The following is a 22,569-nucleotide window of genomic DNA, read 5'->3' as shown; positions in this document are numbered from 1 at the left end:
TTTGAATATGACCAAAAAGCTTCAGAATATTGTGCTGGTAGACGACAACGAGACAACTAGCTTTCTGAATAATCGCTTGCTTAACCGCCTTGCTATTGCGGAGCAAGTACGTACGTTCACCCGCGCAGAAGAAGCCTATGAGTTCTTGTGGGGAAATGGGCGGCAGCCATCAGAGGCTGCTGACCACCTGCCCGAACTAGTTTTCGTCGACTTGAAAATGCCGGGCATGGATGGCTTTGAGTTCCTCAAGCACTACGACGGCCTGCCTCCTGAGGTGAAAAGCAAGACGGTAATGGCCGTGCTGACCACCTCCATGCACGCTGCTGATACAGCCCGCGTGTCGCAGTTTAAAGATGTAGAATACCTCACCAAGCCGCTCACCGAGGAAAAAATGCAGAAGCTGCTGGCAAAGCGGTTTTCCTTGAGCTAGGTCACCTCCCGGTCTGGCAGCGCTCAGCCATCAGACCGGTATTGTTAAATGAGTCTCGTACCGTCATTGCAACCCTGACAGGGGCTTTAAGCCCCTGTCAGGGTTTTTTGTGATTACACGACAGCCTCTACAAATTGGAAGGCTTCGCCATCGAATAGGCCTTTGTCGCTGAGTTTCAAGCTTGGAATAACGAGCAAGGCCATGAACGAGAGCGTCATGAACGGCGCGCCAAGCGGACTACCTAGCTTTTTTGCCAGCGCATCGACGGCTGAGTAGGCTCCAGCTACCGTGTAGCCATCTTGGTCCGACATGAGTCCTGCTACTGGCAGGGGCAATAGCAATTCCTCACCGTTTTCGCCAACAGCCGCTAGGCCGCCTTTTGCTTCAATGACCAGGTTCACGGCGCGGGCTAGGCTCTCGTCATCGCAGCCGACGGCAGTAATATTGTGCGAGTCGTGGCCGACGCTAGAAGCCAGGGCGCCACGCCGCAAGCCGAAGCCTTTGATGAAAGCTACAGCCGGCGGAGCGGAAGTATATCGATTGACGACCGTCAGCTTCAATATGTCATTCGCTACATCGGGTACTACAAGACCGTTGTTTACTGTAGCAGCTAGGTCGTGGCGAGCGGTGATGAGTTGCCCATCGAAGCATTCAATAACACGAACTGTCGCCGCATCAGTAGGAGCGAGTAATTGAAAACCCTGGGCTTTTACAAGTTCAGTATGGAAGTTATTAACGACAGCCACTGGCGCAGCTGGAATGCGCGTTTGACCGTTTTCGGCTACCAGCTCGCCATTGATATACGTCTGCTGAACCCGGAACTCCTGTAAGTTATTGACTACAATAAAGTCTGCCGCGTCTCCTTCGCGCAGCAAGCCTACAGGCAGTTTATAATGCTCTAATGGGTTTAGGCAGGCTACGCGCAGCACCTTTAATACATCCTGGCCGCGAGCCACGGCCCGTTGTACCAGCTGATCTATGTGACCTAGCACGAGCGTATCGGGGTGCTTATCGTCGGAGCAGAACATCATGTTCTCGTAGTGCTCCGGCAGCAGGTCAATCAGCGCCTCAAAGTTGCGGGCCGCCGAGCCTTCGCGAATCAGGATCTTCATGCCCACCGCTAGCTTGTCGAGAGCCTCTTCCGCGGTGAAGCACTCGTGGTCGGTGCTAATGCCAGCACTGGCATACTGTCGGGCGTCGTCGCCGCGCAGGCCAGGCGCGTGACCATCTACGGGGCGATTATAGCGCTGTGCCAATGCTATTTTCTCCATCACCAGCGGGTCGCGGTGCAGCACGCCGGGCCAGTTCATCATCTCAGCCAGATAACCCACGGCCGGATTTTGAAAAAGTTGCTCAATATCGGCGGCAGTGATGGTGGCGCCGGCCGTTTCAAAAGGCGTAGCGGGCACGCACGAGGGCGCCCCGAAGCAAAACTTGAAGGGAACCGTGCCGCCACTTTCTAACATATACTCCACGCCCGCTACGCCGAGCACATTGCCGATTTCGTGCGGGTCCGATACAGTGGCTACTGTGCCATGCGCTACGGCTAGCCTGGCAAACTCGGCTGGCACTAATAAGGAGCTCTCCACATGCACATGCGCATCCACGAAGCCCGGCAGTGCATACGGTAACGCCGGATCGGGGCTAGGTGCCTCAGATGGCTCAATTCGCTGAATCTTACCTTCCGCCACATGAACGGTACCCGGCGTTATGGTGTTGGTAAATAGGTTGATAACGTTGGCACGAAGAGAGAAGTCAGCGGACATAAGATAGGTACAAGACAAGGGTAAAGTTGGAGCCGCAGAACGGCGGACGGCTAAAGAACCTTATATTTGTGGGAAAATCCACTCCCGTGAAAAAGATAATAACGATGCTTTGGGTTGCCCTATTCCTGGGTTCGGGCGTGGCTACTACCGGTTGCGCGGGTCGCACAGCGCAGCAGAAGAAAACGGCTTCTTATAAACGCAAAGCCAAATCCGGCCACATTCCTTGTCCGTGCGACAGTCATTAGGTTCCAAAGAATCAGCATCGCTCTCCTAACAACTCAATGTCTGCCGAATCGCCCCTTGACTCTCTCCAAAACGCTGCTGATGCTGTTCGCCAACAGCTACGGCTTACCGCCTTTGATACAGAAGCCGTACAGCGTTTAGCAGAAGTTGTTGAGGCGCAACGGCCTAGCCTGACAAGTAGCAGTCAGGAAAGCGTCGTGACGGCGCTGGGCTGCTTCCTAGGTCAGTGCTTGGTACAGACTTACGGCGGACAATGGGCTGCCGGGCCCGATGGTACAACGGGTATCGGCTTCGGCGGACACTCCTTTTTTAATCCCTTTTACCGCGTTGCCGAGCAGCTTACTCACGGCCGACCTTCGTCGGTAGCCGTATTCTTTGCGGAACTACCTGAACGTCTGGCTGCTGCTGCCGGCCGTAAAGAACAACATTCGTGACTCAACCTAGCCCTCAGCCGACCGATCTTGCCATGCAGAAACTTGTCATTGCCATCGACGGCTATTCTTCCTGCGGAAAAAGTACTACGGCCAAAGCTGTAGCCGCCGCGTTGGGCTACGCCTATATTGACACTGGTGCCATGTATCGCGCCGTGACGCTGTACTTGCTCGAAAACAAAATTGCTTTCGATGATCTGCCCCGCATCGAGCAAGCGCTGCACGACATGCACATCAGCTTCAAGCACAACCGCCGCTCGGGCCGCAATGAGCTGTGCCTTGATGGGCAGGTGCGTGAGGATGAAATCCGGCAGATGTACATCTCCAATAATGTGAGCGAAGTGTCGGTTATTCCGGCTGTGCGCCACGCCATGGTGCGGCAGCAGCAGCGCATGGGCCGCAAGCGCGGCATCGTGATGGATGGGCGCGACATTGGCACCACCGTCTTCCCCGACGCCGAAGTGAAGGTGTTTATGACGGCCGACACCCACACCCGCGCCTTGCGCCGACAGGAGGAGTTGGCAGACAAGGGAGAGCAGGTGGAGTTGGATGCCATTATCGAAAACCTCACCAAGCGTGACTATATTGACTCGACCCGCGCCGAAAGCCCCCTACGCCGGGCCGCCGATGCTGTGCTGCTCGACACCACGCACATCACCATTGATGAGCAAGTAGATTTTGTGTTGGAGCGGGTATCGGCCGCTTTGTTTTCGCGGGCTATGTTGGCGCAGTCGCAGGGGAATTAAGAAAACCTAGCTAGACTGCCAGCCCGGATTGGGGCGCGAAAGTTGTAAGAATATGTTCGTTTGTTGAAGAAAGCGCATGAACGTTACCATAGATAAGAATTCCGGCTACTGCTTCGGCGTCGAGTTTGCCATTCAGATGGCCGAAGACGAACTGGCGCACGAAGAGACTTTGTATTGTCTCGGCGATATTGTGCACAACCGCATGGAGGTAGAACGCCTCTATCAACAAGGCCTGCGCATTATCGACCGAGAACAGCTGGCCGAACTCCACGATTGTAAAGTGCTCATCCGGGCTCATGGCGAGCCGCCGGAAACCTACGCGCTAGCACTACGCAATAATCTGGAACTCATTGATGCTTCGTGCCCGGTAGTGCTCAAGTTGCAGAACCGCGTGAAACACGCCTATGACGCATCCAAGCGCCAGAACGGCCAGATTGTCATTTATGGTCAGCCTGGCCACGCGGAAGTAACGGGCCTTACGGGCCAGACGGGCAACCGCGCCCTCATCGTGATGACCGAAGCTGACCTCGACCAGATCGATTTTGCGCGGCCCGTTACGCTCTTCAGCCAAACGACCAAAAGCACGGCTGGCTTCTACCGCATGAAGCAGCTTATCGAGGAGCGCATTGCGCTAGCTGGCGGCGAGCTAGACTCGTTCGATGCCAACGACAGCATTTGCCGCCAGGTAAGCAACCGCGAGCCTGCCTTGGCTAAGTTCGCTTTGCAACACGATGTGGTTGTATTCGTGAGTGGCCGCAAGAGCTCGAATGGCAAGGCCTTGTTCAGCGTGGTGAATAAGACCAATTCCCGTAGCTACTTCGTGGAGAACGAGCAGGATCTAGACGACGAGTGGTTCCACGGCGTCGAATCGGTGGGCATTTGCGGCGCAACCAGCACGCCCATGTGGCTGATGCAGCGCGTGGCCGACCGCATCGAGCAAGTCGCTGTAGGTGTCTGAGTCGGACCTAGCTTTTGATCTTTAGTTATTTACCCGGTCAAGTTGGCCGGGTATTTTTTTAGCTCTCTCCGCTATGCGCAAGTTTTTCAATTACTTCCTCAACGGCTTTCTGATCGTGGCGCCTATCAGCCTCACGATGTACATTCTTTATGCGAGCATCAGTTGGCTCGATGCGCTATTTCGGTTCAATGGGATGCCGCCGGGCCTAGGCCTGCTCTCGGCCATCGTGGTGCTGACGGTGGTCGGCTACATTGCGAAGTCCTTCATGGTGCGGCCGTTTCTGGTGATCACCGAGCGTATTCTGCATCGCACGCCATTGGTTAGTATCATTTACTCCAGTCTAAAGGATCTATTTGATGCCTTCGTGGGTGACAACCAGAAGTTTAATTGCCCGGTGCTAGTGCAGCTTAACGCTACGGACAAGGTGTTCAAGCTAGGGTTTGTCACGCAGGACCACATGGCGTCTATCAACCGCGAGCAACTGCTGGCTGTGTACTTTCCCCACTCTTATAACTTCTCCGGCGAGCTGGTGCTGGTGCCCAAAGAAAACGTGACGTACCTGGAGCTGCCGAGCAGCGAGGTGATGAAGTTTATTGTGTCGGGTGGTGTATCGCGGTTAAGCTGAGGCCTATCGCGCGAAGATTCGGCTTTGCCTTACCTACTCTTATTGCTGGTCATCGGGGACGAATAAGGACATAATTATGTTATGTTCTTGATGATTATGGAGCAAGTAACAACGGAAAAGAAGCTCGTAAAGAGCATAACGAAGCTGCACTACCAACGCTACGGCGACGGGCCGCGGGTGGTGCTTGCTTTTCACGGCTACGGGCAGAGCGAAGGCCACTGGCGCTCGGTAGCTTCTGTGCTAGGTCCGGAGGTGAGCGTATACTCCTTCGATTTATTCTACCACGGCCAAAGCCGGATGACCAAAGCCGACTCGCCTATCACGAAGAAGCGGTTGGCCGAGCTGCTTGGGCAGTTTCTGCACGAACAGAAGATTACGAAGTTCAGCCTCCTGGCTTTTAGCATGGGCGCTAAGTTTGCCCTGACGGCAGCCGAGAGCTTTGCTGACCAAATAGAGCAAGTTTGGCTGATTGCGCCAGATGGAATTCGCACGCAGCTTTGGTACACGCTAGCTACCTCACCGCTATTGATGCGCGGCATGCTAGGCCGGGCGGTACTGCGACCACAGCGGCTGCTGGGCTTTATCAATAAGCTGAGCGAGAAACGACTAGTTGATCCGGGGCTCGTGCGCTTTGCTGAATGGCAGCTGGATAGCCGCGAAAAACGACTGCGTGTGTACCGGAGTTGGGTAGGGTTCAAAAACTTAACCTTTGACCTAAAGCGTCTGGCCTCGTTGCTGAACCACAAGCCTATACCGGTGACTTTTTTCCTGGGCAAATACGACCGAGTGATTCCGCACGCTGGCCTAAGACAGTTTATTGGGTCTTTGCAGACGGTAAACACCGTGCTGCTAGACGCAGGTCATGCAGGACTCATCTACGATGTTGCGTCGTACCTGCGCCGCCATCCGGAAACGCGGTTGTGAGGAAAAGCTAGGTGCACGATCGTCGTTCTGGCGGTAACGGGTCCGACGCCTAGGGCGTCGGATCCGTTGCTGGTTCTTGTAATGCTTGTTGGTATAGTCGGTAACTCTCCGCATCGAAGGCGACGAATACCACGGTTTCTGGCAAAGCATTCTCTGCCAAGAACGCACGTACTTCGTGGACTGCAATAGCTGTAGCTTCTGGTTTTGGATAACCGTAAATGCCCGTGCTGATACCAGGGAAGGCAATGCTTGCTACCTGGTTCTCTGTAGTTAGGTGCAAGTTGTTGCGGTAGCAATTTGCTAGTAGCTCTGGCTCCCGTTTGTGGCCGCCATTCCACACCGGGCCAACGGTATGAATAACGTACTTCGCTGGTAACCGCCCGCCAGTTGTTATGACGACATCGCCGGTTGCTAAGCCTTTGCCATAATGCCCAGCCCGCAAGCGGCGGCAAGCTTCTAGAATTTCGGGACCACCGGCGCGGTGAATGGCGCCATCCACGCCACCGCCACCCAGCAACGACGAATTAGCCGCATTAACGATGGCAGTGGTGTCGAGCTTCGTAATGTCACCCTGGTAGAGTAGAATGCGGCCAAACGCCTGGGCCTGGGTGCGCCAATCGGCAGAAGGGGAGGAGGTAGACATAAGAGCGATTAGAAAAGCGAAAAGGTAGCACGAAGTATTAACCATTCATCTGCTTTTTCGAACAGTTTAACCTCGAAAATTACTGCTTGGGTAGCTTTGTTTTTCAGGGGGCAAGTGGGAAAGCTAGCTTTGATCATCAATCAAGAACAACTTCTCTCTACCCCCAATAGCTGCACCATGGAAACGACACCCCGCGACCCCCAACTCTGGCACCAAGCAAAATCCCGTGCCCGCTTCAAGGCAAGCTTGTTTACTTACTTCGCCGTCAACGCGCTGCTGTGGGTGATATGGGCGGTTACCTCACGGCATCAATTTTATCCATTGCCTTGGCCTGCTTGGTCCACCATCTTCTGGGGCTTTGGTTTGCTTATCCAAGGCGTTAATACCTACGGTGGTTACGGCAGAGGAACCATGATGGAGCGCGAGTACGAGCGCTTGCTTCGTGAAAAACAAGAGCGGCTTCGCTAAAAAGTAACGCAGTAAGGGAGTAGCTGAGGAAGAGAAAAATCCGTTGAATAGGATAAAGTCTTCCTTCGCTACTCCCTTACTCCATTATGAGCTTCCGCCGATTCGTACCGCTTGCCTTACTAACGCCGCTAGCCCTCGCATTTGCGCCCGAGCGCCCCATGGCTCCGGCCGATGCAAACCTGAGCAAGATCAAGCTGCCGCCGGGCTTCACCATCAGCTATTTCGCGCAGAACGTAGGCGGCGCCCGCGAAATAGCCGTCGGACCTGATGGTACGGTGTACGCGGGTAGCGTTGGCAACAAAGTGTACGCCATGCCCGACCGCAACAAAGATGGCCGGGCAGATGAAGTCATTACGATTGCTACTGGCCTAAACTCACCCAACGGCGTGGCCGTGCGCAACGGCGCCTTGTACGTGGCTGAAATCAACCGCGTGCTGCGCTACGACAACATTGCCAAGCAGCTAAAAGCTAGCCCCAAACCCGTGGTGGTGTACAGCAAGCTGCCCGACAAAGAGTGGCACGGCTACCGCTACATTGCCTTTGGACCTGATGGCAAGCTCTACGTGCCGGTGGGTGCGCCCTGCAACTCCTGCTTACCCGAAGCCCCCATTTTCGCCACCATCAACCGCATGAACCCGGATGGCTCAGGCTTTCAAATTATTGCCAAGGGCGTGCGCAACACGGTCGGCTTTGACTGGAGTCCGGTAGACAAAGCACTCTGGTTCACCGACAACGGCCGCGACCAACTCGGCGACGACAAGCCATCCGATGAACTAAACCGGGCCCCAACAGCGGGCCTCAACTTCGGCTTTCCATACTTTTTTGCCGGCGACGTGCCCGACCCCGAGCTGAGCAAAGGTAAATCGGCAGCTAGCTTCGTGAAGCCAGCCCAGAAGCTAGGTCCGCACGTAGCGGCGCTGGGCATGAAGTTCTATACGGGCAAGCTGTTTCCGGCCAAGTACCGCAACCAGATCTTCATTCCCGAACACGGCTCCTGGAACCGTAGCCAGAAAATCGGCTACCGTATTAGCGTAGTAACGCTCGACGCCAGTGGCCAAAAAGCCACCGGGTATACTACCTTCGCCCAAGGCTGGCTGCAAGGCCAGACGCCATGGGGGCGCCCGGTATGCTTACTGCAAATGCCGGATGGCTCCTTGCTAGTTTCTGATGATCAAAACGATGCGGTATACCGTATCAGCTACAAAGGCTAACAAACCTTCCTGCTGCGCGCTACATTCGGCCCATGAAGAAAAAGAAGCAAGTTCCGAAGCGCATCATTGGGCGCCTGGAGTTGGTAGATTTTCCTCAGTTTCAGATTGAAGGCGTAGAAGCCAAAATTGATACGGGTGCCTACACCGGCGCTATCCATTGCTCCAACATGCAGGTAGTGAAGCTTGACGACGGGCAAATGCGGCTGCGCGTGAATCTGCTCGACGACGCACACCCGAATTTTGATGGGTGCCTAATGGAATTTACTGACTTTTCGCTGCGTACTATTAAGAGCTCCATTGGCGAAGCGCAACGGCGTTACATCATTCGAACGGTCATTCGGCTGTTCGACGAAGATTTCACGACGGAGTTTTCTCTCTCCGACCGCTCCGACATGAAATACCCCGTTCTCATCGGGCGGTCATTGCTGCGGCGCGGCGGCTTTTTGGTCAACGTGTCGAAGCGGTATGTGGCCCATAAAAAATGATTTGCGCCCGGAACTGCGCGGTTCTGAAAGCTAGGTAGCGTATTTTTGACCCAGTTTCCGCGTCCCACCCTTCACGAAATCCTTCTGCATGAAACTGGCGATTTTGTCGCGCGAGCCCAAGCTCTATTCCACGAAGCGCTTGGTAGAAGCAGCCGAGCTGCGCGGCCATGAAGCCATCGTGGTGGACCATTTGCGGTGCAACCTCGTGCTGGAGAAAGGAAAGCCTGGTATCATCTACCAAGGCGAGCCACTCACGGACTTTGACGCGGTTATTCCGCGCATTGGGGCTTCGGTCACGTTCTACGGCACGGCTGTGGTGCGACAGTTTGAGATGATGAAAGTGCGCACGGCGGTTGATAGCCAAGCAATTGTGCGTTCGCGCGACAAGTTGCGCTCTATGCAGATCCTAGCCCGTGCTGGTGTTGGCATGCCCAAAACGGCCTTTACTAATTACTCCGACGAAGTGCCGCAGATGATTGAGCAGGTCGGTGGTGCTCCTGTTATTATCAAGCTGCTAGAAGGCACGCAGGGCCTAGGTGTCGTGCTAGCCGAGACGGCCAAGGCGGCGCAATCAGTCATCGAAGCTTTCCACAACCTTAAGGCGCGCATCATCGTGCAGGAGTTCATTGCCGAAAGCAAAGGGGCTGACCTGCGGGCGTTTGTGGTGAACGGCGAAGTAGTAGGCGCTATGAAGCGGCAGGGCAAAGAGGGCGAGTTTCGCTCCAACCTGCACCGCGGTGGCACGGGGCAGCTAGTGAAGCTAAGCCGGGCGGAAAAGGCGGCCGCGTTGCTGGCCACTAAAGCTTTAGGGCTAGATATAGCGGGCGTCGATATGCTGCAAAGTAAGCGCGGGCCGCTGGTGCTGGAAGTCAACTCCTCGCCGGGCCTGGAAGGTATTGAGAAAGCAACCGGCCTCGATATTGCCGGTAAAATCATTGAGTACACGGAAGAGCTGACCAAGCGCAAAGGCAAGGGCAAGCCTAAAAAAGCCAAAGGCAAAAGCAAGGCGCCCGATACACAATCGGACGTAGCGGCGTTCTAGCTCGGAGCGCGGACTCTGTAGTCGGCGCGGCACAGAATACTTAGGGGATAGATTACCACTGCGCGGACTAAAAAGTCTGCACTACGGCTGTGCTGTAGGCGCCCGATTTTCGTGCCTGCTAGTTTCTGTGTTTCTTTGGCTTGCCTTTCGGGGTGTTTTCTTTTCACTAATCCCACCTGATGAATAATCCATTGCGCCTGATTATCGACGCGGTGCTCGTTGTAGCCGTAGCCGTGTTGTTTTACCTGCATTTCTCCGATAAGTCGGCTAAGGCGCCTGCGCAACCCGCTGCGGTGCAAGCTAGTACCAGCGCCGACACGACCAAAACGACTACCGTTGCCAGCACAGACACCGCCGCTACCAAAGTGGCTCCAGCGGCAGCAACCCCGATTCTGCACGGCAAAATTGCCTACGTCGAGTCGAGCAAGATGCTGGATGGCTACAAAGGCATGCAGGATGCTCGCCGGAACTTCGAAACCAAAGCCAAAGGTTGGGATCGGCAGAACCGGAACTTGGTAGGAGGCTTTCAGGCGGCCGTACAGAAGTACCAACAGCAGGCAGCTAGCCTCACCCCGGAGCAGCGCGCTGCCACCGAGCAGCGCCTCCAGGCGCAGCAGGCCGAAGTAGGCCAGCAACAGCAGAAACTTCAGCAGCAAGCCTCGGAGGAGGAAGCGAAAGTAACCCAGCAAGTGTTGGAGCGCGTGAACAAGCTCGTGGAGCAATACGGCAAAGACAACGGTTACGAGATGATCCTGATTGCGGCACCCAGCGGCACCATCGCCTACGGCCGCAAGGACCTCGATATCACACCGCAGGTACTAAAGCACCTCAATGCTGCTTACTCGAAAAAGTAAGACCTAGCTTATCAAAGTATCTAAAGCCCGTTGCTTCCTGGAAGCAACGGGCTTTTTTGTGGTGCCGGAGTGCGTCACAAATCGCCCTAGCACATTTATCATTCTGTAAGTGCCTGCCAACCATTTTTGTGAATGTTGGCTCTTTAGCCATAAGAAATGGATTGCTGCGTCGTTAGGCGTATATATTTGATAATTAATAGCTAGCAATAATTAAACTATTTCTCTATGATGAGATTTTTCCGCGGGATGATTACGTGTGTTGGGATAGTAGTAGTGACTGGATCGGCGGGGTGGGCACAACAAGCGGGGAAGGTGACGATCATCGGGTACGTGCGCGACCGGAGCACGGGTGAAAACCTCATCGGGGTGGCAGTGGTGAGTCCGGGCACGGGGCAGGGCACGGCCACCAATAACTACGGCTTCTATTCACTGACTTTGCCAGTAGCTCAAGGCGACTCGGCGCGGTTGCTGGTGTCGTACCTAGGGTATGAGAAGATGCGGTTTGCGGCTGCCGCCGGGCGCAACGTGGTGCACAACTTTCAACTGCGTTCCGCTACTTCGGAGCTAGCAGGCGTGGAAGTAGTCGGAAGTCGCAGCCAGGAAGAGAAAATTGCGCAGTCCACGCGGATGGGCACCATCAACGTGCCCGTGGCTCAGATCAAGAACTTGCCCGCGCTGCTAGGAGAAACCGACGTGCTGAAGGTGCTGCAACTGCTACCCGGCGTGCAGAGCGGTAGCGAAGGCACCAGCGGCCTCTATGTGCGTGGCGGCTCCCCCGACCAGAACCTGATCTTGCTGGATGGCACGCCGGTGTACAATGCGGCCCACTTGTTTGGCTTTTTCTCGGTGTTCAATGCCGACGCTTTGAACAACGTAGAGCTCATCAAAGGGGGCTTTCCGGCGCGCTACGGTGGCCGCCTCTCGTCAGTGCTGGATATATCCATGAAGGAGGGCAACATGCAGAAGTTTCAGGGGGAAGGTGCCATCGGTATTATTGCTTCTAAACTCACTCTGGAAGGGCCGATCAAAAAGGACACGGCGTCGTTTATTATCTCGGCGCGCCGCACCTACATCGACTTACTGGCCCGGCCCATCATTTTGGCGGCGGCCGATGGCGTAACGGCAGGCTACTTCTTTCACGACCTCAATGCGAAGCTCAACTGGAAAGTAAGTAGCCGCGACCGACTTTACCTGAGCGCTTACACGGGCTACGATAAGTTTTATGCGCGCTACACCGATAAAGAAGAGGATGGTGACTATGACCGCAACAACTCGAACCTAGGGTGGGGCAACCTGACAACGGGCCTGCGCTGGAACCACCTGCTGAACGACCAGCTGTTCATGAATACGCACGTGACCTACAGCAAGTATCAGTTCAACGTCGGCATTGAACAGGAGAACCGCTACCACACGCAAGACGAGGTGCGCACCGACAAGTTTAACCTGCGCTACCTGTCCAATATTCGAGACTTGAGCATTAAAACGGACCTCGATTATGCGCCTAATCCTGACCACTACATCCGCTTCGGCGGGCAGTATATTCTGCACTCGTTTCGCCCAGGGGCCTTGCAGGTCAAGGATAATTCCAGCGACCTAGGTAATCAGCTGAACTCGGTGGCCCGCACCATGGCCAGCGAAGCCGGTATCTACGCCGAAGACGATTATCGCGTGACGCAGCGCTTAAAAGTGAACGGCGGCCTGCGGCTGAATGGCTTTTTAGTGGAGCAAAAGTTCTACAACTCCATCGAACCTAGGGTATCTGCTCGCTTCCTACTGACGAATGAGTGGGCCTTGAAAGCTTCCTATGCCCGCACCACGCAGTTTATTCACTTGCTCACCAATAGTGGCATTGGCCTGCCCACCGACTTGTGGGTACCCGCCACCGCTAAGGTGCAGCCCCAACGCGCCCAGCAAGTGAGCCTAGGTTTTGCCCGCGACCTGCGCTTCCACGACGAAGACTACGAGTTCAGCTTCGAGACCTACTACAAGCCCATGCGCCACCTCATCGAGTACCGCGAAGGAGCTAGCTTCTTGGGTACTACCGATAACAATTGGCAGGATAAAGTGACCAGCGGCAAAGGCTGGGCCTACGGCGGTGAGTTTTTTATTCAGAAGAAAACCGGCCGCACCACCGGCTGGATCGGCTATACGCTGGCCTGGAGCAAGCGTCGCTTCCCCGACCTGAACCAAGGCCGCATTTTCCCCTATAAGTACGACCGTCGCCACGATGCGTCCTTGGTTGTGATTCACAAGTTTAGCCCCACGCTCACGCTTTCTGGCACGTGGGTATACGGCACCGGCAACGCCGTGACGCTTTCCCAAGGTAGGTTTCAGCTAGGTCCTTATAGTACTTACGACGACTACGGCGACCGGAATAGCTACCGCATGCGCGCCTATCACCGCATGGATCTTGACTTAAGCAAAACCAAAAAGAAACGGTGGGGCGAGGTGGTGAACAGCCTCAGCTTCTATAATCTCTATAGCCGCAAGAATCCTTACTACATCTACTTCCAGCAAGGGCGCGAAGATCAGAATGGTAATGTGGAGAGACAGCCCGCTTACAAGCAAATCTCACTTTTTCCAATCATTCCATCTTTCAGCAAAAGCTTCCGATTCTAATCAAAGATCGGAGAAGCGGTGGGCGCTACCTAAGCTGCTAAACACAAGGCCTAGGAGCAGCGCCCACCTAGCCGAAGATTCCGTTACTTATCAAGTGTAACTATGAAAAAGCTATCCTCCATTTTACTGCTTACCCTAGGTTTGGCCGGTTGCGAATCAACGGTGACGCTACCCGAACCGGCCCATACACCACGCATCGCGCTGCTGTACACGCTCAGCGACCAGCCTCTCGATACTAGCAGTAACTTAATGGTGACGCGCCAACCGTTTGTGAGCTACAGTCAGCGAGTATTCGACACAAAAGCACTCATGGGGCGCGATGATGCCACCATCGAAATCGAGGACGAAGGCGGCACGGTCGTAGAGCGCTTTAAGGCGGGTTACCCGCGTAAGCAGAACGTTTACGGCAGATCGTCCGGCTACTACACGCCCACGATGGGCTTGGTAGGACAAGCCGGGCGTACGTACACGTTACGTACCTCCATGCCCGGCTTCGAAACCGTGGAAAGCACCCTGACGATGCCCACGAAGCCCGTCATCGACGATGCTACTTTCGTGGTGCGCTCTGGCGGCGTATTGGGCGGGAACACGCAAGGCAAAGCGCGGCTTACCATTACGCTCACCGACAACCCCACTACCGCGAATTACTACGCCGCTTTTGTTCGCTTGTTAGATAAGCAAGGAAAGCCCATCCTAAACTCCTCCATCTATACTGACTTCGAAGATCAGAATAGCGACTTCGAAATCGGGCGCTTTGAGCTTTCGTCTGATAGCTACTACTTCGGCAACAATCTGAAGCCTTACGCGGATACCAATGTGAGCGGCAAACAGTTCTCCCTCAGCGCCAATGTGCAATATTATGTAGGGGGCTGCTACAGCTCGCCGTCGCGGCCTGTCGTCTGTCAGGAGCTAGGGTATGTCGAGGTTAAGGTAAGTAACATGACGCCGGACGCGTACCGGTTCTATCAGTCGAGCCGTAGCTACAATGACACGCGGGACAACCCCTTCGCCGAACCCGCGCCCCTAGCTTTCAACATCAAACCCGGTTACGGCTTGTTCGGTGGCGCAGCCGATGCCACGTACCGTATCAAGCTGTTTTAGGCTCGCATTGGGAGTAATGAAAAAACTAGGTATTGATTAAACCTTCGTAATTTTTTAGCGTCTAAAAGACATGGTTCCTGGTTATAATTCCCAGGCAGTCATTCTACTTATGAAAACGCGCCTTCCAATATTTGTCGTGCTGGCTTTAGCTAGCCAACTGCTTTTTAGCTGCGTTGCTTCCGGTCCTGCTTACGTAGGGGTGGGGGTTGGGGCACCTAATCCTTATTATCGCCCTTACTATGGTCCACGCTACTACCCAGCCCGGCCCTACTACCGTCCACGTACCGTTATTGTCGACCGCCCACGGTATTACCGCCCGGCACCGGGCCCACGCCCCGGTTACTACCAAAACAATGTGCGGCCGCATCGGTCCATTAGGGTTCGTTAGTCAACCTAGCTATAAGAAAAGCCCCGCTGTGTCTCTCGCAACGGGGCTTTTGCTTTTGGGGTAGGGATTGCTAGAGAGCTAGTGGCGCATCAGTCGCTTCACTACGGTGCCCTCCGCGGTACGTACCCGCACCAGGTAAACCCCACGGCTAGCTCGTGCAAGTAGAGGGTCGCGCTCAAGCTTCCTTGCCGCGGCCGCATTGGCTGCTGACTGGTCGAGAAGGAAGGAGAGAAGCTGTAAGCCAGCCTGCTACTAGAGGCGAGGAAAGCTAGCTAGGATTGCTCGCTAATTAGAATGTAAATCGCAGGTTTACGGCTGCATCCTGGTAGAAGCCCGTGTAGCCATTGAATACTTCGAAAAATGGCTTGTAGTCAACACCGATAACGAAGGGAAGGTCGTCCATTTTGTACTCAAAGCCTAGGATCAAGTCGGCGCCTCCAGCTATGCGCGCCCGGTCTTCGTCGACGTAGTACACATAGTAGTAATCGTACTTCTTGCCTCGACGATACCGCACATCTTCGAAGTAGTAGCGGCCGCGGTAAGCTCCTAGGTGTGCCCCGGCACCATAGTAAAATTGCAAGCCTTTGAGGTCTTTCACCGGTACATGCTTTTCCAACAGCAACGTAAAGCGGGCACCATGCGCGGCGTACTCCGTCGTAACCAGGCCTTCGACGGCTACGTTGTTTTTGCCGCTCATGAAGTGCTTGATCGTGAGGCCCGAAGAGTAGCCTCCAGCGCGCAGACCAATACCCGTTTGATAGCCAGCGCTGGGTGCCGAAGCGCTCTTCTTACGTTGGGCGAAGCTAGCTACGGAAGAAAAGCAGAGTGCCAGAAGTGTAAGGTGGAATAACCGTGTTTTCATGAAAACGGGGAAATAGAGGTAAGGTATTTCCCGCGAGCAAACACTTAACATGCCAAACCTGTTGAGGTCTGTTTCCTCCTAACAGCTACCCACCGCCGCAATTTCGTCTGACAAGTGCACGCGTACCCCGCCACCTTCTTCTGCTGCCGCCTGCAACATGGCCCGGGCTACAACTTGCGCCGGCACCGCCCGGTACTTGCGTAATGGACCTAGCATCAGAGGATTGAGTAGCTTCATCAGAACGGCGCCAATCTGCTCGCCCACGCGTTTGTCGGCGCGCTCCCCGAGCAGCAGCGACGGCCGAAACAAGTGAATCGCCCGAAATGGCGTTTGCCGCACGGCATCTTCCATTTCGCCTTTTACCCGGTTGTAATAGAAGCGCGACTCGGCGTCGGCGCCCATGGCAGACACCACCAAGAGTTGTGAAGCAAAGTTGGTGGCCGTGAGAGCAGCCAGCTTCACCACGTACAAGTAGTCGACTTTGTAAAAGGCTTCTTTCGAGCCAGCCTGCTTCATGGTGGTACCTAGGCAGCAGTACACATCATCGGCAATGAGCGAGAGTCGGGCTTCTTCTAGGTGGTCCATATCGAGCACGCGCTGCTCAAGCTTGGGATGCACTTGCGGCAGCGGCCGGCGCCCCACGGCAATGACTTTGGCGTAGCGGTCGGAGGCGAGCAAAAGGGGCAGCACTTGGCTGCCCACTAGGCCGGTAGCGCCAGCAATGAGCGCAGTCTTATTCGGTTTCATAGCAGTCGGAGTAGGAGGCGCATTTGCGCCGTAGCAGCCACTACAAATCGTGGCGCTAGGAGAGTATCCGAGCCATAAGACGATACGAAGCAAGCAGAGGTTGTCTGCTTACAACGGCTTTGCGGCAGAATCCAGTGATGTGACCTATGCCTTATTCACTAGCTGCGTATGTTCGGGTGCCAACTCTACCAAACCTTGCTTGTATAAGCTGCCGAGCGCCTTCTTGAAGACTTTCTTGCTCATGCCTAGGCGCCGGTAAATGTCGTCGGGTTCGCTCTTGTCAGAAAGCGGTATCCGCTGGTTCGGGGCCGCGCGCAGGGCGTTCAGTAAGGTGTCGGCGGCATCCACAGCTTCCTCGTAGCCGGGCTTTTGGAGGCGTAGGTCAATCTTGCCATCGGGGCGCACTTGGCGTACGTAGCCAGTGGGCGTATCGCCGAGACGAAGCGGGCGAAATACTTCGTTGTAATACAGCAAACCTAGGTACTGACCGTTCACCACGGCGGTATACCCTAGGTCGGTTTCCTGAGCTACGAACAGCTGCACTGCTTCCCCCGGCTTACCTTCGAAGGGCTTGTCGGGCTTCAGAAAATTCTCCCAACGCGCCGAGGCCACAATGCGGTCGGACGTTTCGTCGAGGTACACGTACACCGTCAGGCGCTGGCCGGGGCGCACGTTGTTGCGCTGGTTGCGGTAAGGCAGAAACAGATCCTTCTCCAAGCCCCAGTCCAGGAAAGCGCCGTGGTCGGATACGTCGCGTACGGTTAGCGCAGCCAGTTCGTTTACCCGCGCCAGCGGCTTCAAGGTGGTGGCAATCAGGCGGTCTTCCGAGTCACGGTACACAAATACGCGCAGCACATCGCCAATCTCGGTGCCCTCGGGAACGTACTTGTTCGGCAGCAGCAAGTCGCCATCGTCGGAGCTTAAGTACAGTCCGAAATCAACGAAGCGTGCTACTTCCAAATCATTATAATCACCTAGGTTCATCTATTCAGTTGCCAGTTATCAGGTTTGGGGCAGCAAGGTACGCCGATAAACACATGTGCATACCACAAGTAACACGTTCTAAACAAGCGCATATCGTATATACGGCAACGCGTCAGAAAGAAGATAAGGTTATGTGCAAAGGCTATTCTGCCGTCGAGCCTCTATTAGCTGGCAACTACCAACTGGTCGCTAATAAAGGTTATTCGTAGCGCACTACGCCAGGCTGCGCGAAGCTAAAGTCGCTGAAGTTGTAGTAGTTGGAGGTGTTTTCAAACAGCCGAAAACCGCTGCCGCTGACTTGACCGCGCGGGTAGAAGCCAAGCGAAATCTGAATAGTTCGGATGGCTGTGTACTCATTGCGGAAGCGAAAGCCAATACCAAAACCAGTATATGGCTTGTCGTAAAAAGGGTTGGAACGCCCAGGCTTGGTGGCTAGCCAAGCCGCATCGATAAAGGCTACTCCGGCTAACCGAAAACCTAAAACAGAAACAGGAGTGAAGACGGTAGCTTCGTAGTTGAGCAAAAAACGGCTTTGCCCTTGCAACTGCCCATCAATTGAAAACCCGCGGACGCCGCGCCGCGTGTCTAAGATTAAGTAGTCAGTTGGGCGCCGGTGCAAACCTATGAGCGAGCGCACCCACAAGAAGCTGCGCCATTGATAGTTACCTGCGTGATAAAGCCGGGTGAAGCATAGTAGCTCGTTATTGAGCGAGCCTTGCTGCCAATCATTATCTCCGGTGCGCACGTAGCTACCAAACTCGCCGCTTATATACAGATAGCCATGGCGTAAGCTGTAGCCGGCATACGCCGTGCGTAGGCCCACGTAGCGGCGGTTCTGCCGCGCATTTAGCTCATACCCCGTGGTAAGGCTCACAAGGGAGCCAGTTGGGATATCTTCGGTGCGACCAAAGCCAAAAAGATATCTGTCTTTGTAATAGCGACGCACACTATAGCCGATAGTAGCTATACCCAATAAGGCATTGTCGTATTGATAATCCGGATTAGCCTTAATCGAATCGGCAACTTCGGTGTAGCGTGTACGCAGCAAGCGCCCGGATACAATCATGCGGCCAGGATTTTCATAACCTAAGTCGTAGCTACGCAAGTGGAACGCTCGGCCAAGCCACAAGTCTTGCGTGTTGTAGCGGAGCGGGTAAAACACGTATTCCTGGTCTGAAGTACCGGGCGCGGGAATGAAGGCGACACCCTGATAATACGACTCCATGGAGAAAGCTCCCGCATATTTGGTATTAACAGAAGCAAAGTCGCGGAACACCGAAAAGCCACCCTGCCGGTACTGGTCTTCGTTGCGGTAGCGCGCTTGAGCGTAGATAAAATTGCGAAACGGCACCTGATAGCTGCCTCGGTAGCTCCAGCTTTGCGTTTTGCCCCGACCATACTCGTAGCGGTTGCGAAACTGGTGACCCTGCCCTAAGAAGTTGTTGTCGCGCAGCCCAATGACGCCTGCCGCTACGTCGCGTACTTGCAGCGTACCGCTAATGCTGAATACGTCTTTCGTGATAACCTGCACGTCGACACTATCGGCGGTGGTGGTGGCTTCGTTCACGAACACACGCGCATCCAAAATTTCGGAGGTCTGCCGTAACAAGCGTTCTGACTCAGATAGGTCTTGCGGCTCTAGCTCGTCGCCAACCCGAAAGAGCAGCACCTGGCGCACGCGGGCCCGTGAGGTTTTGATGTGCAGCATATTGCCACTTTTCTCCAGGATGTTGCGCGGCTCCCGATTCGGGTCGGCAATGCTGAAGCCAAACGCATCGAGCGTGGTGATGTTGATGCTGCGCACAATCTTGTAGTTGTGCTGATCGAATTGCCGGTCGAGTAGCGCCACATCGAGTCCCGCCCGGTCTTCTTGGCGCGTACGAAAGTTTAGCAGCGCCGCTGCTGCCTTCCCAGCTATTGTTTTGCGCTTCGTGTATGCCTTCAAGCCGTTTAGCACACGCTCTTGGTCAAAGCGTCGGCGCAGGGAGTCGGGGCGTGTCTCGGGCTGCGTCCGTACAGAATCGGTGATGACGGGCTTTGTGGTTTGCTGCGCGTGCAGCGGGTTGCTTGTGACTAGCAACAGCAGCAAACCCAACCCTAACAGGAATTGGCCAAGCAGGCGAGGAGCAGACACAAAGCAAGACATTATCGAGAAGGACAAACCAAAGCATTCTGCTAACAAGTAATAGCGGCCGCTAGACAACAAGCAAGGTACGAATTGATCGGGGGAGTGGAAAGCCACAGCCTTGCTGCGTGCATCCTAGCGTAGGCCGGCTAGCTTACTCCTAGATTTAACGTTAGGAGGACATATTTCGTGTGAGCGGAAGTAAGGCTTTTACGGTAGAAAAGAAGCTGGAGAGAAGAAACTTTTCCTAAAAAAATTAGCTTAGTAATATGGTGCTTATTTGAGAACAAGCTTCTATTTTTAAGGCAAAATTAGTTCAAAATGAACGAGCGGATTCAGGAAAAGCTAAGTATTTTGGCAGACGCAGCGAAGTACGATGTATCGTGCTCTAGCAGCGGTGGCAAGCGTAAAAACGAGAACCGTGGCCTCGGTAATGCGGAGGGCATGGGCATTTGCCACAGCTTCACAGAGGACGGGCGGTGCGTGTCGCTGCTCAAGATTCTGCTCACCAACCATTGCATCTTCGATTGTGCTTACTGCGTGTCGCGCAAGAGCAACGATGTGAAGCGGGCTGCCTTCACGGTGGATGAAGTTGTGGACCTTACCATGAACTTCTACCGTCGCAACTACATCGAGGGCTTGTTCTTAAGTTCGGGCATCTTCTCCTCGCCTGACTACACCATGGAGCGCCTCGTCCGCATCATTAAGAAGTTGCGCACCGAGCACAAATTCAACGGCTATATCCACGTCAAGACGATTCCGGGTGCTTCGCCCGAACTCATCCAGGAGGCGGGCCTCTACGCCGACCGCCTCAGTGTGAATATCGAGTTGCCCTCGGAGATGAGCCTGACCAACCTAGCTCCCGAGAAAAACTACGAGGAGATTCTGACGCCGATGGAGCAGATCCGCGACAACATCGTGCAGAATAAGGAAGAAAAGGCGTTGTTCAAGAAGGTGCCGCAGTTTGCTGCCGCTGGTCAGAGCACGCAGTTGATCGTAGGTGCCTCGCCCGAAACCGACCATCAGATCTTGCAGCTTTCCGACTCCCTCTATAAAGGTTACGGTTTGAAGCGCGTGTACTACTCTGGGTACGTGCCTATTACCGACGACGCCCGTTTGCCGCAGCTTACCCAGCCGCCAGTTATCCGGGAGCACCGCTTGTATCAGTCTGACTGGTTGATGCGCTTCTATGGTTTCCAAGCCGACGAAATTCTGGACCCGCAACATCCGCACTTGGATCTGGAAATTGACCCAAAGCTAGCTTGGGCCCTACGCAACCGCCACGTGTTTCCAATTGATGTGAATACGGCTGACTACGAGATGATTCTGCGCGTGCCAGGTATCGGAGCAAAGTCAGCGAAACGGATTGTGGCAGCTCGCCGCTTCACCAGCCTTGCGCTCGATCATTTGCAGAAGTTTGGGGTGGTGATGAAGCGGGCTAAGTTCTTCATTACCTGCCGTGGTCAAGCCCTCGAACGCCGCGACTTCGATGAGCAAAGCATCCGCCGCCAAATCCTGTTTGGGGCTGGTTCGGTCCGCTCGGCTCTGGTGACGCAGCAACTCGACCTCTTTGCGCAGGCCGGCTAACGTGCTGACCTGCTGTAAGGAGCTAGGTGAATGAACAAGTTTTTGGCCAAGAAGCATTCTGGCTAGCTTATTGATATTCAGCGCACAAAATATAGTGTTTGTACATAGGTTGGTTAACTCCTCAGTAAATCAACTTTTTAACGCATTGATTACAGTAGCACTTCTACCCATGAACATCTCGCATCGCTCTCCCGCCGAAATGCCAACTGCTGCCAAGCCCGTGAAACTTGCGCCGCTGTCATGCTATTGTAAGCTTGATGACTTGATTCCGCATGTGAAGCAGCTCACGCAGTCGTCGCCGACACCGCCTACCAATCCTGCCAAGGCGGCTTAAGGTACAACTCAGCCGCAACTCGTTAGCGTAGGCCTCGGTATAGCAGGTATGCGCTATGAACTCGAACATCATTACATCTGGACCAACGGCGTCACGCTGCATGTGGTGCAGTGTGGGCCCAAGGAGGGCCCACTCGTGATTCTGCTGCACGGCTTCCCAGATTTTTGGTATGGGTGGCGGCATCAGATTGAGCCATTGGCCGCGGCTGGCTACCGCGTGTGGGTACCCGATCAGCGGGGGTATAACCTGAGCGACAAACCGTCGCGCATCCGTGAGTACACCTTGCCGACGCTTGCTCACGACATTGTGGGGTTAATTGATGCAGCGGGCCGTGAGCAAGCTAGCCTCATCGGCCACGACTGGGGCGGTATCGTGACATGGTACCTGGCTACGTATCACGAAACCCGCATTCTTAATGCTTCTGTTCTGAATGTACCGCATCCAGCGGTGCTGCCAAGCGCATTTCTTCGCATCCCCGATCAGGTGGTGCGAAGTTGGTACATGTTCTTCTTTCAACTGCCCTGGCTACCTGAGCAATTTATGCTCAACAACCTAGGTCTGCTGACCAGCACTAGCCACCGGGGCGCCTTCCGCCAAGCCGATTTGCAGCGCTACCGAGCGGCTTGGATGCGCCCTAATGCAATGCGGGGCATGATCAATTGGTATCGCGCCTTCCGCTATACATTAGGCAACAAAGACAAAGAGCCACGGGTCACAACGCCTGTTCAACTTATTTGGGGCAAGCAAGATGTGACGCTGAATGCCAAGCTAGCGGAACTGAGCTTCAAGCTATGCGAAAACGGAGAGTTGCACTACTTCCCCGACGCTACGCACTGGGTGCAATTAGAAAAACCCACTGAAGTGAATGAGTTGCTTATCAAGTTTTTGCAGGCCAAGGAACGCGCAAAGGCGTATTAAGTGGCCGCGTAACTTAGAAATACTCCGTATCACCTGAAAGTAGTAGCCTGCACGGCCTCATTCAACGCCAAATGAGCT

At 54.6% G+C, this 22,569-nt stretch carries 23 protein-coding genes; 17 read left to right on the top strand and 6 right to left on the bottom strand.

Annotated features, from left to right (window positions below; all coding sequences use genetic code 11):
• Positions 1–7 precede the first annotated feature (7 nt).
• Positions 8–430, top strand: a complete 423-nt coding sequence (locus SD425_RS21245; RefSeq protein ID WP_324672074.1) for a response regulator — start codon at positions 8–10, stop codon at positions 428–430.
• Between the two features lie 113 nt (positions 431–543).
• Here the strand turns inward: SD425_RS21245 and ade are convergent, their stop codons facing one another.
• Complete coding sequence (gene ade / locus SD425_RS21240; RefSeq protein WP_324672073.1) at positions 544–2,196, bottom strand: adenine deaminase; 1,653 nt, start codon at positions 2,194–2,196, stop codon at positions 544–546.
• A gap of 281 nt (positions 2,197–2,477) precedes the next feature.
• Here ade and SD425_RS21235 point away from each other — a divergent pair, with 281 nt between their 5' ends.
• From SD425_RS21235 to SD425_RS21215, 5 genes are all read left to right on the top strand, one after another.
• Positions 2,478–2,873, top strand: coding sequence for a hypothetical protein (locus SD425_RS21235; RefSeq protein WP_324672072.1), 396 nt, complete (start codon positions 2,478–2,480; stop codon positions 2,871–2,873).
• A gap of 32 nt (positions 2,874–2,905) precedes the next feature.
• A complete protein-coding gene (gene cmk, locus SD425_RS21230; protein WP_324672071.1) occupies positions 2,906–3,616 on the top strand; it encodes a (d)CMP kinase in 711 nt (236 codons plus the stop codon).
• A gap of 76 nt (positions 3,617–3,692) precedes the next feature.
• Positions 3,693–4,574: a 4-hydroxy-3-methylbut-2-enyl diphosphate reductase gene (locus SD425_RS21225; protein WP_324672070.1), complete on the top strand. Its 882-nt coding sequence runs from the start codon at positions 3,693–3,695 to the stop codon at positions 4,572–4,574.
• 73 nt (positions 4,575–4,647) lie between these two features.
• Entirely contained in the window at positions 4,648–5,199 is a 552-nt protein-coding gene (locus tag SD425_RS21220) for a DUF502 domain-containing protein (RefSeq protein WP_324672069.1), read from the top strand.
• A gap of 96 nt (positions 5,200–5,295) precedes the next feature.
• A complete protein-coding gene (locus SD425_RS21215) occupies positions 5,296–6,123 on the top strand; it encodes an alpha/beta hydrolase (protein WP_324672068.1) in 828 nt (275 codons plus the stop codon).
• A gap of 49 nt (positions 6,124–6,172) precedes the next feature.
• On the opposite strand, the gene SD425_RS21210 is transcribed toward SD425_RS21215, so the two are convergent.
• Entirely contained in the window at positions 6,173–6,766 is a 594-nt protein-coding gene (locus SD425_RS21210; RefSeq protein WP_324672067.1) for an O-acetyl-ADP-ribose deacetylase, read from the bottom strand.
• Between the two features lie 177 nt (positions 6,767–6,943).
• Here SD425_RS21210 and SD425_RS21205 point away from each other — a divergent pair, with 177 nt between their 5' ends.
• From SD425_RS21205 to SD425_RS21170, 8 genes are all read left to right on the top strand, one after another.
• Positions 6,944–7,234: a 2TM domain-containing protein gene (locus tag SD425_RS21205; protein WP_324672066.1), complete on the top strand. Its 291-nt coding sequence runs from the start codon at positions 6,944–6,946 to the stop codon at positions 7,232–7,234.
• Positions 7,235–7,320: 86 nt separating this feature from the next.
• Positions 7,321–8,445 (top strand): PQQ-dependent sugar dehydrogenase, encoded by a 1,125-nt coding sequence (locus SD425_RS21200; RefSeq protein ID WP_324672065.1) that lies wholly within the window; start codon positions 7,321–7,323, stop codon positions 8,443–8,445.
• 32 nt (positions 8,446–8,477) lie between these two features.
• Entirely contained in the window at positions 8,478–8,930 is a 453-nt protein-coding gene (locus SD425_RS21195; protein ID WP_324672064.1) for an ATP-dependent zinc protease, read from the top strand.
• A gap of 88 nt (positions 8,931–9,018) precedes the next feature.
• Positions 9,019–9,972 (top strand): 30S ribosomal protein S6--L-glutamate ligase, encoded by a 954-nt coding sequence (gene rimK, locus SD425_RS21190; RefSeq protein ID WP_324672063.1) that lies wholly within the window; start codon positions 9,019–9,021, stop codon positions 9,970–9,972.
• Between the two features lie 179 nt (positions 9,973–10,151).
• Positions 10,152–10,826, top strand: coding sequence for an OmpH family outer membrane protein (locus SD425_RS21185; protein ID WP_324672062.1), 675 nt, complete (start codon positions 10,152–10,154; stop codon positions 10,824–10,826).
• A 225-nt stretch (positions 10,827–11,051) separates the two neighbouring features.
• Positions 11,052–13,445 (top strand): TonB-dependent receptor, encoded by a 2,394-nt coding sequence (locus SD425_RS21180; RefSeq protein WP_324672061.1) that lies wholly within the window; start codon positions 11,052–11,054, stop codon positions 13,443–13,445.
• Positions 13,446–13,547: 102 nt separating this feature from the next.
• Positions 13,548–14,546, top strand: a complete 999-nt coding sequence (locus SD425_RS21175; RefSeq protein WP_324672060.1) for a DUF4249 domain-containing protein — start codon at positions 13,548–13,550, stop codon at positions 14,544–14,546.
• Between the two features lie 109 nt (positions 14,547–14,655).
• Positions 14,656–14,934: a hypothetical protein gene (locus SD425_RS21170; RefSeq protein WP_324672059.1), complete on the top strand. Its 279-nt coding sequence runs from the start codon at positions 14,656–14,658 to the stop codon at positions 14,932–14,934.
• 289 nt (positions 14,935–15,223) lie between these two features.
• Here the strand turns inward: SD425_RS21170 and SD425_RS21165 are convergent, their stop codons facing one another.
• The 4 genes from SD425_RS21165 to SD425_RS21150 form a co-directional block, all read right to left on the bottom strand.
• Positions 15,224–15,796: a hypothetical protein gene (locus SD425_RS21165; protein ID WP_324672058.1), complete on the bottom strand. Its 573-nt coding sequence runs from the start codon at positions 15,794–15,796 to the stop codon at positions 15,224–15,226.
• A 78-nt stretch (positions 15,797–15,874) separates the two neighbouring features.
• Positions 15,875–16,543, bottom strand: coding sequence for an NAD-dependent epimerase/dehydratase family protein (locus SD425_RS21160; RefSeq protein WP_324672057.1), 669 nt, complete (start codon positions 16,541–16,543; stop codon positions 15,875–15,877).
• Positions 16,544–16,687: 144 nt separating this feature from the next.
• The gene (locus tag SD425_RS21155; protein ID WP_324672056.1) at positions 16,688–17,527 is read right to left on the bottom strand and encodes a S1 RNA-binding domain-containing protein; all 840 of its coding nucleotides are present in this window, start codon (positions 17,525–17,527) and stop codon (positions 16,688–16,690) included.
• 199 nt (positions 17,528–17,726) lie between these two features.
• A complete protein-coding gene (locus SD425_RS21150) occupies positions 17,727–19,661 on the bottom strand; it encodes a hypothetical protein (RefSeq protein ID WP_324672055.1) in 1,935 nt (644 codons plus the stop codon).
• 312 nt (positions 19,662–19,973) lie between these two features.
• On the opposite strand from SD425_RS21150, the gene SD425_RS21145 reads away from it, so the two are divergent.
• The 3 genes from SD425_RS21145 to SD425_RS21135 all read left to right on the top strand — a co-directional run bounded on the left by SD425_RS21145 (position 19,974) and on the right by SD425_RS21135 (position 22,491).
• Positions 19,974–21,239: a putative DNA modification/repair radical SAM protein gene (locus SD425_RS21145; protein WP_324672054.1), complete on the top strand. Its 1,266-nt coding sequence runs from the start codon at positions 19,974–19,976 to the stop codon at positions 21,237–21,239.
• 169 nt (positions 21,240–21,408) lie between these two features.
• Positions 21,409–21,573, top strand: a complete 165-nt coding sequence (locus SD425_RS21140) for a hypothetical protein (protein ID WP_324672053.1) — start codon at positions 21,409–21,411, stop codon at positions 21,571–21,573.
• Positions 21,574–21,621: 48 nt separating this feature from the next.
• Positions 21,622–22,491 carry an alpha/beta hydrolase gene (locus SD425_RS21135; RefSeq protein WP_324672052.1) on the top strand — a complete coding sequence of 290 codons (870 nt, stop codon included), beginning with the start codon at positions 21,622–21,624 and terminating at the stop codon, positions 22,489–22,491.
• Positions 22,492–22,569 lie beyond the last annotated feature (78 nt).

The organism is Hymenobacter sp. GOD-10R, from assembly GCF_035609205.1.
Classification (GTDB): Bacteria; Bacteroidota; Bacteroidia; order Cytophagales; family Hymenobacteraceae; genus Hymenobacter.
Note: the sequence above shows the minus strand (reverse complement) of the source record. Positions and strands in the feature narration are given on the sequence as shown.

Excerpts from the sequence above, each read along its gene's own strand:
- SD425_RS21245 (WP_324672074.1), top strand. The coding sequence starts at position 8 with ATGACCAAAAAGCTTCAGAATATTGTGCTGGTAGACGACAACGAGACA.
- ade (WP_324672073.1), bottom strand. The coding sequence starts at position 2,196 with ATGTCCGCTGACTTCTCTCTTCGTGCCAACGTTATCAACCTATTTACC.
- SD425_RS21235 (WP_324672072.1), top strand. The coding sequence starts at position 2,478 with ATGTCTGCCGAATCGCCCCTTGACTCTCTCCAAAACGCTGCTGATGCT.
- cmk (WP_324672071.1), top strand. The coding sequence starts at position 2,906 with ATGCAGAAACTTGTCATTGCCATCGACGGCTATTCTTCCTGCGGAAAA.
- SD425_RS21225 (WP_324672070.1), top strand. The coding sequence starts at position 3,693 with ATGAACGTTACCATAGATAAGAATTCCGGCTACTGCTTCGGCGTCGAG.
- SD425_RS21220 (WP_324672069.1), top strand. The coding sequence starts at position 4,648 with ATGCGCAAGTTTTTCAATTACTTCCTCAACGGCTTTCTGATCGTGGCG.
- SD425_RS21215 (WP_324672068.1), top strand. The coding sequence starts at position 5,296 with ATGGAGCAAGTAACAACGGAAAAGAAGCTCGTAAAGAGCATAACGAAG.
- SD425_RS21210 (WP_324672067.1), bottom strand. The coding sequence starts at position 6,766 with ATGTCTACCTCCTCCCCTTCTGCCGATTGGCGCACCCAGGCCCAGGCG.
- SD425_RS21205 (WP_324672066.1), top strand. The coding sequence starts at position 6,944 with ATGGAAACGACACCCCGCGACCCCCAACTCTGGCACCAAGCAAAATCC.
- SD425_RS21200 (WP_324672065.1), top strand. The coding sequence starts at position 7,321 with ATGAGCTTCCGCCGATTCGTACCGCTTGCCTTACTAACGCCGCTAGCC.
- SD425_RS21195 (WP_324672064.1), top strand. The coding sequence starts at position 8,478 with ATGAAGAAAAAGAAGCAAGTTCCGAAGCGCATCATTGGGCGCCTGGAG.
- rimK (WP_324672063.1), top strand. The coding sequence starts at position 9,019 with ATGAAACTGGCGATTTTGTCGCGCGAGCCCAAGCTCTATTCCACGAAG.
- SD425_RS21185 (WP_324672062.1), top strand. The coding sequence starts at position 10,152 with ATGAATAATCCATTGCGCCTGATTATCGACGCGGTGCTCGTTGTAGCC.
- SD425_RS21180 (WP_324672061.1), top strand. The coding sequence starts at position 11,052 with ATGATGAGATTTTTCCGCGGGATGATTACGTGTGTTGGGATAGTAGTA.
- SD425_RS21175 (WP_324672060.1), top strand. The coding sequence starts at position 13,548 with ATGAAAAAGCTATCCTCCATTTTACTGCTTACCCTAGGTTTGGCCGGT.
- SD425_RS21170 (WP_324672059.1), top strand. The coding sequence starts at position 14,656 with ATGAAAACGCGCCTTCCAATATTTGTCGTGCTGGCTTTAGCTAGCCAA.
- SD425_RS21165 (WP_324672058.1), bottom strand. The coding sequence starts at position 15,796 with ATGAAAACACGGTTATTCCACCTTACACTTCTGGCACTCTGCTTTTCT.
- SD425_RS21160 (WP_324672057.1), bottom strand. The coding sequence starts at position 16,543 with ATGAAACCGAATAAGACTGCGCTCATTGCTGGCGCTACCGGCCTAGTG.
- SD425_RS21155 (WP_324672056.1), bottom strand. The coding sequence starts at position 17,527 with ATGAACCTAGGTGATTATAATGATTTGGAAGTAGCACGCTTCGTTGAT.
- SD425_RS21145 (WP_324672054.1), top strand. The coding sequence starts at position 19,974 with ATGAACGAGCGGATTCAGGAAAAGCTAAGTATTTTGGCAGACGCAGCG.
- SD425_RS21140 (WP_324672053.1), top strand. The coding sequence starts at position 21,409 with ATGAACATCTCGCATCGCTCTCCCGCCGAAATGCCAACTGCTGCCAAG.
- SD425_RS21135 (WP_324672052.1), top strand. The coding sequence starts at position 21,622 with ATGCGCTATGAACTCGAACATCATTACATCTGGACCAACGGCGTCACG.